General features: G+C 62.7%; 10 protein-coding genes and 1 tRNA gene. 9 read left to right on the top strand and 2 right to left on the bottom strand.

All coding sequences use genetic code 11. From position 1 onward, the window contains the following. Positions 1-17 precede the first annotated feature (17 nt). The 6 genes from LJY25_RS08135 to LJY25_RS08110 all read left to right on the top strand — a co-directional run bounded on the left by LJY25_RS08135 (position 18) and on the right by LJY25_RS08110 (position 7041). A complete protein-coding gene (locus LJY25_RS08135; RefSeq protein ID WP_227607825.1) occupies positions 18-956 on the top strand; it encodes a DUF6712 family protein in 939 nt (312 codons plus the stop codon). After that, a complete protein-coding gene (locus LJY25_RS08130) occupies positions 953-1441 on the top strand; it encodes a hypothetical protein (RefSeq protein ID WP_227607824.1) in 489 nt (162 codons plus the stop codon). The genes LJY25_RS08135 and LJY25_RS08130 overlap by 4 nt, the downstream gene beginning before the upstream one ends. After that, entirely contained in the window at positions 1422-2228 is an 807-nt protein-coding gene (locus LJY25_RS08125; protein WP_227607823.1) for a hypothetical protein, read from the top strand. The genes LJY25_RS08130 and LJY25_RS08125 overlap by 20 nt, the downstream gene beginning before the upstream one ends. A 66-nt stretch (positions 2229-2294) precedes the next feature. Further along, positions 2295-2759, top strand: a complete 465-nt coding sequence (locus LJY25_RS08120; RefSeq protein ID WP_227607822.1) for a hypothetical protein — start codon at positions 2295-2297, stop codon at positions 2757-2759. After that, a complete protein-coding gene (locus LJY25_RS08115; protein ID WP_227607821.1) occupies positions 2752-3291 on the top strand; it encodes a hypothetical protein in 540 nt (179 codons plus the stop codon). Before LJY25_RS08120 ends, LJY25_RS08115 begins: the two co-directional genes overlap by 8 nt. Positions 3292-3294: 3 nt before the next feature. Next, positions 3295-7041 (top strand): hypothetical protein, encoded by a 3747-nt coding sequence (locus LJY25_RS08110; RefSeq protein WP_227607820.1) that lies wholly within the window; start codon positions 3295-3297, stop codon positions 7039-7041. An 86-nt stretch (positions 7042-7127) separates the two neighbouring features. Here the strand turns inward: LJY25_RS08110 and LJY25_RS08105 are convergent. Next, positions 7128-7199 (bottom strand) — tRNA-Glu (locus tag LJY25_RS08105). A gap of 248 nt (positions 7200-7447) precedes the next feature. Between LJY25_RS08105 and LJY25_RS08100 the strand changes: the two genes are divergently transcribed. The 3 genes from LJY25_RS08100 to LJY25_RS08090 all read left to right on the top strand — a co-directional run bounded on the left by LJY25_RS08100 (position 7448) and on the right by LJY25_RS08090 (position 10819). Then, positions 7448-9229, top strand: coding sequence for a glycoside hydrolase family 15 protein (locus LJY25_RS08100; RefSeq protein ID WP_227607819.1), 1782 nt, complete (start codon positions 7448-7450; stop codon positions 9227-9229). 88 nt (positions 9230-9317) lie between these two features. Beyond that, positions 9318-10352 (top strand): endo-1,4-beta-xylanase, encoded by a 1035-nt coding sequence (locus LJY25_RS08095; protein WP_227607818.1) that lies wholly within the window; start codon positions 9318-9320, stop codon positions 10350-10352. After that, the gene (locus LJY25_RS08090; RefSeq protein ID WP_227607817.1) at positions 10352-10819 is read left to right on the top strand and encodes a hypothetical protein; all 468 of its coding nucleotides are present in this window, start codon (positions 10352-10354) and stop codon (positions 10817-10819) included. The genes LJY25_RS08095 and LJY25_RS08090 overlap by 1 nt, the downstream gene beginning before the upstream one ends. Before the next feature lie 42 nt (positions 10820-10861). Here the strand turns inward: LJY25_RS08090 and LJY25_RS08085 are convergent, their stop codons facing one another. Further along, positions 10862-13054, bottom strand: coding sequence for a bifunctional alpha,alpha-trehalose-phosphate synthase (UDP-forming)/trehalose-phosphatase (locus tag LJY25_RS08085; RefSeq protein WP_227607816.1), 2193 nt, complete (start codon positions 13052-13054; stop codon positions 10862-10864). Between the last annotated feature and the right edge of the window lie 27 nt (positions 13055-13081).

The following is a 13081-nucleotide window of genomic DNA, read 5'->3' as shown; positions in this document are numbered from 1 at the left end:
CTTATAAGTTAATTTCCATGTTGTTCTCAACGACTGAGGAGCTGAAGGAAGCACTCGGAAGCACGCACAAAAATCTCAACTTCGAGACCGTCAAGTCCTTCGTGGACCAGGCCGAAACCGTTCACCTGGTACCGGCCGTGGGCTTCGAGCTGCTGGCCGAACTCTCTGCCGGCGACGAGGAACTGAACGAGGCCCAGAAGGCACTCCGGAAGCACCTGCGGGCCGCTCTGGGGTACTACGCGGTGCTAGAGTCGGCTCCGTTCCTGGCCGTATCGATGGGGGAGCTGGGCATGATGGAGGCCCAGACCCAGAATATGACCGGCGCCCGGCAGTGGGTGTACAATAATTTCGTGCAGGCCGCCGCGGGCAACGGCGATAAGATGCTCGACGTGGCGCTGACGTGGCTCGAATTCAAGGCCACCGACTTCCCGACGTGGACCAGCTCCGAAGCGTACCAGTCGAGCCAGGAGCTGTTTATTTCGGGCGCGCACGTGCTGGGCAAGTACATCGGCATCGGCGACAGCCGGCGCACGTTCCTGGCCATGCTGCCGGCGCTGCGCCGGGTGGAAGACCTGAACCTGCGGCCGCTGCTGGGCGACGAGGCCTGCGACGAGTTGAAGGCCCGCATCGTAGGGCGCACCACCACGCCTGCCGACAAGAAGATGCTCGACCTGCTGCGGCCCGCGCTGGCCCACCTGGGGCTGAGCAGCGCCCTGCCGGAATTGAGCATTGCCATCACCGGCAGCGGGTTCCGTCTGCTCAGCGACAACGACAGCATCCGCCAGAGCCAGGCCGCCCCCGCCGAACGGGTGGCCGCCCTGAGCCGGTCAGAGGCCAGCATTGGCACCTCGTACATTGAGCGCCTGAAGCGCCACCTCGACGCCCTGCACCCCGAAGAGGAAAGCTCAGCTGCCTCGCTCTACGACAACGCAGGCAAACCCTCCTTTGTCGTATGAACAACCGTGCCCTTTGGATAAGCCTCGAAGTCGGGGCCGTCGTCGCCGGCGCCGTGAGCAGCTTTGTGGAGAAGCACATCTGGTCGCCGTCATACAGCTACTTTATGCTGATGCTGCTGCTCATTGTCGACCTGACGGCCACGGTGCTGCTTAAGCAGCGCAAGTTTCGGCGGTGGTGGCTGCTCATCCTGCCCGCCTACACGTTGGTGCTGAGCTTCGCCCACAGCTTCGGCACCCACGAGCCCGGGCTTATCTGGCTCCCGCAGGCCGTTATCGGCCTCGTGGTGCTGATTCACCTGCGCCGCCTGATTATCAACTTCGGCAAGCTCCAGCTGATGGACGACGACGTGGCCACCGTGCTCAATGCCCGCCTGAAGCGGCGCATCGATATGATTGAGGCCGAGAAAGCGGCGGAAGATGCCGCCGAAGAAGTACCTGAAACCGCCCCCGCTACCCTCCCCGAACATGAAGCAGTTCCGGCTTAACGGCAAAACCTTCGACCTGCCCACGTGCTGGGCCGACCTGACGGCCGCGCAGGTGCTGGGCCTGGCTCCCTACCTGTACGCCGAGCCCGCCCGGGGCGGGGTGAAGCTGAAGGTGCTGCGGGTGCTCTGCCCCAAACTGCCCCGCAAGCTGCTGGTTCTGCTCACGCCCGACAAACGATGGGACCTGTGCCAGGAAACGAACTGGATCTGGGCCGAGCCGGTCGACACGGCGGCCGTCACGGAGTTTGAGCACCGGGGCGTGCGCTACCTGCTGCCGGAGCCGAACCTGGCCGATGCCGTCGCCGTGGAGTACGCCATGGGGAATATCTACTTCCGCGCCTTCGCCCACCCCAAGAAGCCCAACGCGGCGGCCCTCGACCAGCTGGTGGCTACGCTGTGCCGGCCGGAGCGGGCGGGCCTCGATACGATGGACCCGGCCTGGGACGGTCAGCGCCGGGAGCGGTACAACGGCAAGCTGGCCGAGGTGCGGGCCGCCGCCCTGGCTGACTTGCCGTTGGCAACCAAGATTGTCGTGCTCCAGCATTTTCTCGGGGCGCAGCGCTTCATTCACCAGGGCTACCGGGGGTTGTACAAGAAGGGTGGTGCAGCAGTCCCCCAGGGCCCGCAGGCCGGGCCGGTTTCCGATGGGTCGGAAGTACTGGAAATGATTCACGCCCTGGCCGAGCGCGGCACCTACGGCAGCTACGAGGAAACGGCCTATACCAGCGTGCACACGCTGTTCTACAACCTGAATAAGCAGGCCCTGCGCCAGCGGGAAGAGCAGTAGTTGCGTCCTACGCGCCGGGCCTGCAGGAGCGCAAGTTGGGGTATTCACTCTAACCGCTTCGGGCTTATGCTACTCTTCGCTTACCTGGCTGCTTTCTACTCGGCCGTCTACTTTCTCTGTTGCAGCCGGCGTGACTGGCTGGCCCTGACGGCGGGCATGGCCGTGCTGCTGGCGGTGGTCGGCATTGCGGGCTGCGCCGGCACCCGGGAGCTGCCGCCGCTGGTGCGCCCGCTCGATATCGACTCGCTGGAGCGGGTGGCCCAGCTGCCGGCCTACCTAGTGCCGGCCCCCGCCCACGCCACGCCCCGGCAGCAGGCCGATTGGTTCGAGGCCCAGACGAAGGCCCTGAGCAACGTCGGGGCCCCGGTCGGCAAAATCAAGATGAAGAACGTCGGCAACGTGAAGGATAAGAGCCGCCAGAAGTCGAAAACCGCCACGGGCGGTACGCCCGGCTGGGTGTATGCGGTGGCTGGCCTCCTGGTTCTCGCAATCATCGTGCTCGTGCTCCTGACGCGCTTATTCCGTGGCTGAGGGCACGAACTACCAGGCCGATTTCCGGCGAATCATCGACGAGGAATTAGGCGAGTACTCCACCCACGTGCTGGAGCTGCTGGCGGCCGCGCTGCAGGCCCGCGGCCTCGTCCTCAGCGCCGAGCTGCTCAAGTCCCTTCAGACCACCGTGCTGGCTACCTCCGTCGAGCAGATTGCCCAAATGGGCGTCGAATTCGAGCAGTACGGCCGCATCCGGGAAATGAAGAACCTAGGCCGCACGAAAGCCCCGCCGATTGAGGAAATGGAGGCTTACGTGAAGAAAGTAGGCATCACCAACTTTCCCTACGTGCCCGGCTACGGCTTCAAGTCCCGCCCCCTGGGCAATGCCCGCACCATCAACCGCATTGCGTGGGGCCTGGCCCGGGCCAAGATGCGGGACGGCGGGCAGGTGCGCCCGAAGGCGTGGTTCGCCAAGAACTTCTACAAATCCATCAACCGCTTCATCGATGCCGTGGCTACGCGCTACGCGGCCCAGACCGGGACGCACATCGCCGGCAGCATCAAATTCTAAGTCATGGCTACCGTACGAAAGGATAAAGTCCAGATTGAGCTTGATATCGACGGTTCGCAGTCGAAAACCGAACTCGACAACCTCACCCGCAAGGCCGGGCTGCTCAAGGAGGATCTGAAGGGCCTAAAGAAGGGCACCCAGGAGTATATCGACAAGAACAAGGAAATCAGCCAGGTCAACACCCGCATGGCGGAGTTGCAGAAGCAAATTGGCCTCTCTTCGTTGTCCTACAATCAGCTCAATACGCTCAGCCGGCAGCTGAATCGGGAGCTGCGGGATCTGGCCCCAGGCACCGAGTCATTTATCCAGAAGTCCAAGCAGCTGCAGGAAGTAGATACCCGCTTCGCGGAGGTGAAGAAGGAAATCCGGGGTATTGATGACGAGTTGGAGAAGTCGGGCAACGGGATGCTCAACTTCCTCAAAAAGTCGGTGGCGTTTACCGGTATTCAGCTGGGCATTGAGTCGCTCGTGGGCAGCCTGAAGGCGTTGGCCAGCGAAAGCATCGATGCGGCGGCCAAGGGCAGTGATTCCATAGCCGACATGGAGAAAAGCCTGAACCTGTCCACGGAGCAGGCCCGGGCCCTGCGCGAGCAGCTGGAGGGAATTGACACCCGCACCAGCCAGGAAAACCTCGAAGGCATTGCCATTGCGGCCGGCCAGCTGGGCGTTGCCGCCGACCGGGCCGACGAATTCACCGAGTCCGTGGACCAGGCCGTCGTCGCCCTGGGCGACGAGTTTACGGGTGGTGTCGACGACGTGACCAAATCCATTGGCGGCCTACAAAAGCTGTTCAAGGAAACGAAGGAAATCGAGCCCGACAAAGCCATTACCAAAATCGGCTCCGCGTTGAATGCCCTGGGGGCCGATGGATCGGCCACGTCGCCGGTGATTGCCGAGTTCACGTCCCGCATTGGTCAGCTGGGCGACCTGGCTCCCGAGATTACCCAGACGCTGGGTCTGGGCGCGGCTTTTCAGGAACTGGGCCTGTCGGCCGAGATTTCGAGCGGCGGCGTGACCAACGTGCTGCTTACCGCCTCGAAGGAAACGGGCAAGTTCGCCCAGCAACTGGGCCTGACGGAGAAGGAGTTTACCAAGCTGCTTAACTCGGACCCGAACGAGATGCTGCTGCGCCTGGCCGAGAGCCTGAAGGGTGCCAGCAACACCGAAATCGTCAGCACCCTCGATAAGCTGGGCATCAAGAGCCAGGAGGCGACCAAAGTAGTTTCGCTGCTGGCGAACCAGACCGACATTGTGCGCCAGAAGCAGGCGCTGGCCGCCGCTGAGTTTGAGAAGGGCACGAGCCTACTGGAGGAGTTCAAGAAGAAAAACACCAACGCTGCCGCTGAAATCGACAAATCGGAGAAGGCTTTCGCCCGGTACCGCCGCGAGCTAGGGGAATTCCTGATTCCGATTTATATCAAGGCCCTGCAAACGCTCGGCTTATTCATCGAGGCACTAAAGGCCGCCCCTGAGTTCCTCAGTGAGAACCGGGCCCTGCTGCTTGCCCTGGGCGTAGCCCTGTTTACCCTCAACCTGCATACCATTCGGGCCACGGCCAGCACGCTCGCGCAGCTGGCCGTCGAGAAGGGGCGGGCCGTCGCCACCCGGGCCAGCGCCGCCGCACAGTGGCTGCTTAATGCCGCGATGAGTGCCAACCCCATCGGGATGGTTGTGGCGGCCGTGGCGCTGCTGGTTGGGGGCCTGATTACGCTTTACGAGCGCAGTGAGCGGGTCCGCGAAACGTTCGCGGGCCTCAGCGCGGTGGCTACGCTCGTGTTCAACAACATCAAGCAGGTGGCCATCGATACGCTCGGTAGCGTAGGCAAGCTGCTGCTGGGCGTGTTTACCGGCAATATCGCGCTGATTCGCTCCGGAATCAGTGATTTGAAGGGCGTCGGGGCCCAGGTATCCGAGGCTTACCACAAGGGCTTCCAGGAGCGTGAGCAGCAGGAGCACGCCAAGCAGGCCCAGGTTACGGAGCAGCGGAACGAGCTGAGGCAGAAGCAGGCCAAGAAGGCCGCCGAGAAGGAAGCGGAGGTCGACCGGCAATCCCGCATTGACGCGCTAAAGTTGCTGCAGGCGGATCTGGAACTTCGGCTGTCCAAAACCAAGGAGGGCAGTGAGCAGGAGCTAAAGCTGAAGCAGCAGCTGGTACTCGTGGCCCGGGACCTGGAGCTGGAGGGGGAAAAGAAGTCGGCTGCCGATAAAGCCGTCATTCGGGGCAAGGCCCAGGTCGAGTTGAATAAGCTCAATCAAGCCTACGCCAAACAGCAGGCAGAAGAAGCGAAGAAAGCCGCTGCCGAGGCCCTGAAGCAGGCAGAGATAGAGGCGGAAGCGGAGCGGGCCAACCTGAAGCGCCGGGCCGATCTGGAAAAGGACGCCTACAAGCGCCGGGCGGCTGAGTTGCGGGCCGCCGCCGTGGCGGAAGCGGAGAAGCTGAAGGGCACCGAAGCCCAAATTGCCGAGGGGCGCCGGCTGATTGCCGCCAAGCTGGAGCAGGACTTGCTTCGGCTGGCCGAGGAGCGCGTAGAGCAGGAAACGGCGATACTGCGGCGCATCGAGCAGGTCGACGCCGACATTGCCGTGCGCCGGGCCGAACGGGCATCGGGTAAGGCCAGCGCCAGCGGTAAAACTCTGCTCTATAAAGGGGGCGAGGCCGAAGAGGGAGCGGAGAAAGCGGCCAAGGCTGAGGCCCTGCGCCTGGCGCTCGAGGAAGATTTGGCAAATGACCGGCTGACGCTGGGGGAGAAGCTGGCTCTTCAGCGCAAGTACCTCGAGGACCGGGACCAGTTGGACGAGGATTTCACGGAGAGGGCGAAAAAGCGGGAACGGGATAAGGTGGCCACGTGGCTGGAGTTGAGCAGCCAAGCGATTCAGCTGGTGCAGGACTTCCAGAAGATTGCTACTGACAAGGAGCTCACGAAGATTGACAAGGATAAAAAAGCCCGTTTGCAGAAACTGGAGCTGGAGTTCGCGGCTGGCAAGCTGAGCAAAGAACAGTATGAGCAGCAGAAAGTCGGGATTGAGACCAATTACAGCGCCCAGAGCCGGGCAATCAAGAAGAAGGCAGCCGAAACGGAAAAGTCCTTCAACGTAGCCCAGGGTATCATCCAGGGCACATTAGCCGTGCTGAAGGCCGCGCCGAGCATCCCGCTGATGGTCGCTACCGGCATCCTCGCCGCTGGTGCCGTCGCCAAAATCATTGCGACCCCGATTCCGGAGTTTGCCAGGGGCGGCGTAGTAGGGGCTCCGCGCCCGGGCTGGCGGGAGCGGGTGCGGCAGTTCGCCCAGGGCGGCCGCATTAACTCGACTGCCGGCGTGGCCGACGTGGGCCAGCGCCACTCGGGCGGCGGCATCCGGATGGTCGACGGTGCTACGGGCGAGCACCTGGGCGAGTGGGAGCGAGGGGAGCCGTACATGATTCTCTCCCGCGACACCTACGCCAACAACAAGGAGCTAGTCGATGACCTGATTGATACCAGCTTGTACCGCGGCGGGGCACCAGTGCAGCGCCGCAAGGGCGGGGGCATCTACGCGGAGGACGGCGCCGTCGTAGGCGGCGGCACGGCGGCCATCGGCAAGGCCACCAGCAGCGCCGATCCGATTGTTGCGGCGGTCGACCGGAACACCGAAGCAATTAACCGCCTGCCGACCCGGCTCCGGATTGCCTGGGAAGAGGAGGACACAGGGCACGTCGAGGATGAATTAGCTGCTCGGCGGCAGTTGCGGAATTCAGCGCAAGTCAACTGATTTGCCACCCAATTTGCCACCCAAAAAAGAAAAAGGCCCTTAGCGTTGCGCTAAGGGCCTTTTTTCTCTCAAAACGACAGGGTTAGTAGTCCGTAGGGGAATCGAACCCCTGTTGGTAGAATGAAAATCTACTGTCCTAACCCCTAGACGAACGGACCAGGTGAAGTGCCTTAGTCGTTTAGAGTGGTGCAAAGATAATAGCGCGAATCTTCAGCGCAATACCCGGTTTGAAAAAAAAGCCCTCCACGCCGGAAATAGACTGACTTTCAGGGATAAAAATTTGGCGGCCCCGGGCAGACTGCCGTCTGAATTGAGCCTAAACAAGCAGTAACCCTACGTCCGTTGCCGGGGTAAACGAAGCCATGCCTTTCCACGGGCCTTCCTTAAATCCCTGCAACTCCTGCTCATGAGCAAACATACCTACGACATGGGCCTGATCGGCAACTGCGCCTATCTGGCCCTGATCCGGAAAGACACCTCCGTGGCGTGGCTGTGCTGGCCCCGCTTCGACAGCAGCTTCGTATTCGGCTCCCTGCTTGACCGGCAGAAGGGCGGCTCCTTCGCCATCTTGCCCGCCTCGGCCGACTTCCAGTCCAACCAGTATTACGTCGAGAACACCAACGTGCTGTGCACCGAAATCGAGTGTGCCGACGGCGCTTACCGGGTTACGGATTTTGCCCCCCGCTTCCCGCAGTACGACCGGTACTACAAGCCCCTGATGGTGGTGCGCAAGCTCGAGCCCCTGGCCGGCGCCCCCCGGGTGCGGGTCAGCTGCCAGCCGATGGGCAGCTACGGGGAGCAGACCCTGGGCCGACGCCGCAGCTCCAACCACATTGCCTACCTCGGCCTGGAAGAGGAAATCCGGCTGACCACCAACATTCCGCTCACGTACATCCTAGACGAGGAGCTGTTCGTGCTCAACGAAACCAAGTACCTGGTGCTAACCTACGGGGCCCCGCTCGAAGCTCCGCTGGAAAGCACCGTGGAGCAGTTTCTGCGCTCCACCGAGGATTACTGGCGGCAGTGGGTGAAAAGCACCAGCATCGGCTCCTTCTACCAGGCGCAGGTGCTGCGCTCGGCCCTGGCCCTCAAGATTCACCAGTACGAGGACACCGGCGCCATCATTGCCGCCTGCACCACGTCGCTGCCCGAAGCGCCCGGCAGCACCCGCAACTGGGACTACCGCTACTGCTGGATGCGTGACACCTACTATACCCTCACGGCCTTTAACAACATCGGCCACTTCGAGGAGATGGAGCGCTACTTTCACTATATCGTGAACACCACGGCCGGCGCCAAGGACCGCTACCAGCCCCTGTACGGCATCAGCGGCCGGGCCAAGCTCACGGAGGAAGAGCTGCCGCTGGAAGGCTACCTGGGCAACCAGCCCGTGCGCATCGGCAACGATGCCTACACCCACATTCAGAACGACGTGTACGGGCAGGTAATGCTGGCTTTGCTGCCCCTGTACGTGGACCGGCGCTTCGCCAGCAAGGAGCGGGCCGCCACCGCCAAGCTCATGTACCAGACGCTGGGGCTGATTCAGCAGACGATGGACATGCCCGACGCGGGGCTGTGGGAGTTTCGCCACATTGCCCAGTACCACTGCTACACCTACCTGTTTCACTGGGCCGGGGCCCAGGCTGCCGGCAAGCTGGCCCGCTACCTCGGCAACCCCGACATGGAAACCTTGGCCGACGAGCTGGCCGAGCAGGCCAGCAGCAAGATTGAAGGCTGCTTCGACCCGCGCCGGGGCGTGTACACCAACGCCATCGGCTCGCCCCACCTCGACGCCAGCACTATGCAGCTGATTTTGATGGGGTACCTCGACCCGGCCTCCGACCTGGCCCGCACCCACCTGGTGGAGCTGGAAAAAGAGCTGAAGACGCCCAACGGCCTGTTTTACCGCTACCGCCACGCCGACGACTTCGGCACGCCCGAAACCACCTTCCTGATCTGCTCTTTCTGGTACGTGGAAGCCCTGGCCTGCGTGGGCCGCCTCGACGACGCCATCCGGGAGTTCGAGCACCTGATCAGCTATACCAACCACGTGGGGCTGCTCAGTGAGGACGTGGACGCCCGCACCGGCTCGCAGTGGGGCAACTTCCCCCAGGCCTACAGCCACGTAGGCCTCGTGAATGCCGCGTACCGCATTGCCAAAAAGCTGGACCTGCCGAATTTTCTGTAGGCCGGCCGGTTTCCTTGCTTTCCGGTTTAGCTTTGAGGCCGACAAGTTTGCCCGCTGGCAGCATTGTCGGCCTCACTTGCTGTTTGTCGTGCTTCGATTCTGCCTTTTGCTGCTGACCCTCGTCGGCCTTGCTGCCTGTCAAAAGGAACCGCTGACGCAGTGCGACGCGGCCCAGCCCCTGCATGGCTACTATCCGTTTCCGGTGGGCGCGGCCATCAGCATGATCGAGCTGGGCCGGGGCACGGCGTACGATGAGCTGGCCCGCCGGCAGTTCAACAGCGTCACGCCCGAAAACTGCTTTAAGCCCAGCTACCTGCACCCCGGCCCCGGGCAGTATTACTGGGCGGAGGCCGACGCGCTGGCCGACTTCAGCCAAGCCAGCAACCAGCGCCTGCACGGCCACGTGCTGATCTGGCACCAGCAGCTGCCGGGTTGGATGTGGGCCTTTGCCGGCTCTCCGGCCGACTGGGAGGCCCTGTTTAAAGACCACATTCAGACCGTGGTCCGGCACTTTCGTGGTCGGGTGGCGGGCTGGGACGTGGTGAACGAGGCGTTTGAAGCCGATGGCACCCTGCGCAGCACCATCTGGAAGCAGCATTTGGGCGCCACCTACCTCGAAAAAGCCTTCCGCTACGCCCACGAAGCCGACCCTGAGGCGCTGCTGTTCTACAACGACTACGACCTCGACTCCAACCCCGTCAAGCGCCGGGCGGTGCTGAGCTGGCTCCGTACCATGCGACAGCGCGGGGTTCCCGTTCATGGGCTGGGTTTGCAGATGCACATCTCGATTCTGAACCCCGAGAACACCCAGATTGCCGAAGCCCTGGGCGAGGTGCAGCAAACCGGCCTGAAGATTCACCTGTCGGAAATCGACGTTGCGGTGAACCCGCTGGGCAAGGCGGTGACACCCAACAGGGAACTGCTCCAGCGCCAGGCCGACAAGCTCGCGTTTCTGGTGCGCACCTACCAGGAATTGCCCCGGGACCAGCAGTACGGCATTACGTTCTGGGGCATCAGCGACCAGAACACCTGGATTCGCCGCTACTTCCAGCGCGACGACTACCCCTTGCTATTCGACGACAACTACCAACCCAAACCCGCCTACTGCATCCTGGCCCGCTAATGACAAGAGTGCTTCTTCTTTTGACTGGTCTGGTCGTCAGCCAGTCGGCGGCTGCGCAGGTGGCCGTCACGTACTTCCCGTTTCAGTCGGTGCTGGGCGTCAGCTCCGATACCGAGCGGCGGGTGTGGGGCGGACTGAATCTGGAAACCAACACCTTTATTTCCAACGTGAACGTGGAAGTACAGGGCGTGGTGAATGTGAAGCGGGGTAGCTGGGTGAACTACTATACCGGCCTGGGTTTGAACACTAATCCGCTGTACGCGGTGAATGAGCTGCCGCTGGTCAACGGCTACTCGCTCACCTTCGGGACCCGCATCAAGCCCCTGCCCAACCACCGCAACCTTCAGGTTGTGTTTGAGCTGGCGCCCTACGCCAACCGCTACCTCGACGGCGGCTACCTCCGCACGATGCTGGGCCTGGCCTACAACTTCCGCCGCAACACCCCGGCAGCCCCGGTTTCGGAGTAAACAAGAAGCAAAAGCTATCAGCCGAGAGCTAGCAGCCAATAGCTATTGGCCAGCAGCTGAATCAGCTAACTCCCGCAGCAGAACGCGCACGGCCTGCCAGTCGGTGACGTGGTAGCGGGCCAGGGAGCGGACGGTCTGGCCGACCTTGATGGTATAAGCCGAGTCGGGAAGGGCCCGGAAAATGTCCTCGTCGGTCCGGTCGTCACCGAGGGCCAGGATGAAGTCGGCCGGGTAGGTGTCGACCCAGCGGGCCGTGGCGGCGCCCTTGTGCACGCCGGCATTCTTCACTTCTACCACCTTGTTGCCTTCCAGTACCTGCAGGTCGGTGTTCGAGGCCAGAAAGTGCAGGTGGTTGCTCAGCTCCCGGGAGCGCAGCTCGCCCAGGTCAGCATCGACGCGGCGGTAGTGCCAGGCCAGGGAAAATTCCTTTTCCTCGATAAACGCCCCGGCCGTGCGGTCGACGTGCAGCTCCAGCAGCGGGCGGATTTCCCGTTTCCAGAGGCTGTTCAACGGCTGAATCGTGGTCCATTCCTCGCCCCGGGGGCGCAGCCAGGCCCCGTGCTCACAGATCAGGTCGATGGGCAGGTGGCCCAGCCACTGCGCCAGGGTCTGCCGGTCGCGCCCGCTGATGACCACCACGCGGTTCCGCTCGTCGGCGGCCAGATCCGTCAGCAGCTGAAGCAGCTCCTGGTCGGGGCGGGCCCGCTGGGGGGCGCGGTTAAAGCCGACCAGCGTGCCGTCGTAATCCAGGAAGAGCAGGCGTTTTCCTGCCTGCCCATAGCCCTGTACCAACGCGCTCCGGGCGGCTTCGTCGAGCTCAAACGTAGCCAGAGTCTGCTGCTTGAGCTTGATGTACTGCAGGCGGTCCATGAACAGCTGCACCCAGTGGTGCACGTTGTAGCGCTGCACGAGCTCCTGCATGGCGCTCATCCGCTGGATCTGCTCTTCCTCGGGCATCGCCAGGGCTTCGCGCATGGTGTCGGCGAGCTGACTGGTATCGGTGGGGTTGATGATGAGGGCGTCGGACAGCTCCCGGGCGGCCCCGGCCCGCTCGCTTAGAATCAATACCCCACGCTGCTGGGTCTGGCTGGCTACGAACTCCTTGGCGACCAGGTTCATGCCGTCGCGCATAGGCGTGACGAGGGCCACGTCGGCCACGCAGTACATGGCCGACAGCTCCTCGAGGGAAAACGAGCGGTAGAAGTACTGAATCGGGTTCCAGGTAAGGGTGCGGTAGGTGCCGTTGATGCGGCCTACCAGCTCGTCGATTTCCTCTTTCAGCTCCTTGTACTTCTCCACCTGGTCGCGGGAAGGCACCACGACCATCAGCAGGCACACCTGCTCGCACAGCTCGGGGTAGCGCTTGAGCAGCAGCTCAAACGCCCGCAGGCGCTCGGCAATACCCTTGGTGTAGTCGAGGCGGTCGATGCTCAGGATGACGTGGGGCGTCTGCAACGCCTGGCGGTAGGTTTCGAGAACAGCCTTGGTTTCGGGCGTCGTCGCCAGCTGCGCGTACTTGTCGTAGTCAATGCCCATCGGGAAGGCGTCGACCTGCACCGAGCGGGAGCCGGCATCAATGAGCCCGTTCTGGTTGGCAAAGCCCAGCAGCTGGTGCACCGAGCTCAGGAAGTGGCGCATGTAGCCAAAGGTGTGAAAGCCGATCAGGTCGGCCCCGAGCATACCTTCCAGCAGCTGGGTGCGCCAGGGCAGCACCCGCAGGATTTCCTGGGAAGGGAAGGGGATATGCAGGAAAAAGCCGATGCTGGCTTCGGGCAGGGCCTTGCGCAGCAGCTGGGGCAGCAGCAAAAGCTGGTAGTCGTGCACCCAGATGGTGTCGTCGGGGTGAGCCACGGCCAGCACGGCCCGGCAGAATTTCTCGTTTACGGCCACGTACGATTCCCAGTACTGCTGGTCGTAGACCGCGTACTGCGCGAAGTAGTGGAAGGTAGGCCAGAGCGTTTCGTTGCTGAAGCCCTCGTAAAATTCCTTGATTTCAGTTTCGGTCAGGAACACCGGCGTCATGCTGTCGGCGCGCAGCTCCTCGGTTACCTGGGCTTCCTCGGCTTCGGAGTCGAGGTAGAGGCCGGGCCAGCCGATCCACTGCCCGTCGTTGGCTTTGTAGATCGAGCCCAGGCCGGTGGCCAGGCCGCCCTCACTGGGCGTGAACGACACACCGGCCTCGGTGCGCTGGGCTTTGGTAGGGAGGCGGTTGGAAACGATAAGGGTGCGGGGCATCGGGCGGATAAATGGTCGTAATGCCGG

Origin of the sequence: Hymenobacter translucens (assembly GCF_020685205.1) — a bacterium.
Classification (GTDB): Bacteria; Bacteroidota; Bacteroidia; order Cytophagales; family Hymenobacteraceae; genus Hymenobacter; species Hymenobacter translucens.
The sequence above is the reverse complement of the archived record's forward strand: the minus strand, read 5'-3'. Positions and strand labels throughout refer to the sequence as shown.

Excerpts from the sequence above, each read along its gene's own strand:
- LJY25_RS08125 (WP_227607823.1), top strand. The coding sequence starts at position 1,422 with ATGAAGCAGTTCCGGCTTAACGGCAAAACCTTCGACCTGCCCACGTGC.
- LJY25_RS08120 (WP_227607822.1), top strand. The coding sequence starts at position 2,295 with ATGCTACTCTTCGCTTACCTGGCTGCTTTCTACTCGGCCGTCTACTTT.
- LJY25_RS08130 (WP_227607824.1), top strand. The coding sequence starts at position 953 with ATGAACAACCGTGCCCTTTGGATAAGCCTCGAAGTCGGGGCCGTCGTC.
- LJY25_RS08135 (WP_227607825.1), top strand. The coding sequence starts at position 18 with ATGTTGTTCTCAACGACTGAGGAGCTGAAGGAAGCACTCGGAAGCACG.
- LJY25_RS08085 (WP_227607816.1), bottom strand. The coding sequence starts at position 13,054 with ATGCCCCGCACCCTTATCGTTTCCAACCGCCTCCCTACCAAAGCCCAG.
- LJY25_RS08100 (WP_227607819.1), top strand. The coding sequence starts at position 7,448 with ATGAGCAAACATACCTACGACATGGGCCTGATCGGCAACTGCGCCTAT.
- LJY25_RS08110 (WP_227607820.1), top strand. The coding sequence starts at position 3,295 with ATGGCTACCGTACGAAAGGATAAAGTCCAGATTGAGCTTGATATCGAC.
- LJY25_RS08090 (WP_227607817.1), top strand. The coding sequence starts at position 10,352 with ATGACAAGAGTGCTTCTTCTTTTGACTGGTCTGGTCGTCAGCCAGTCG.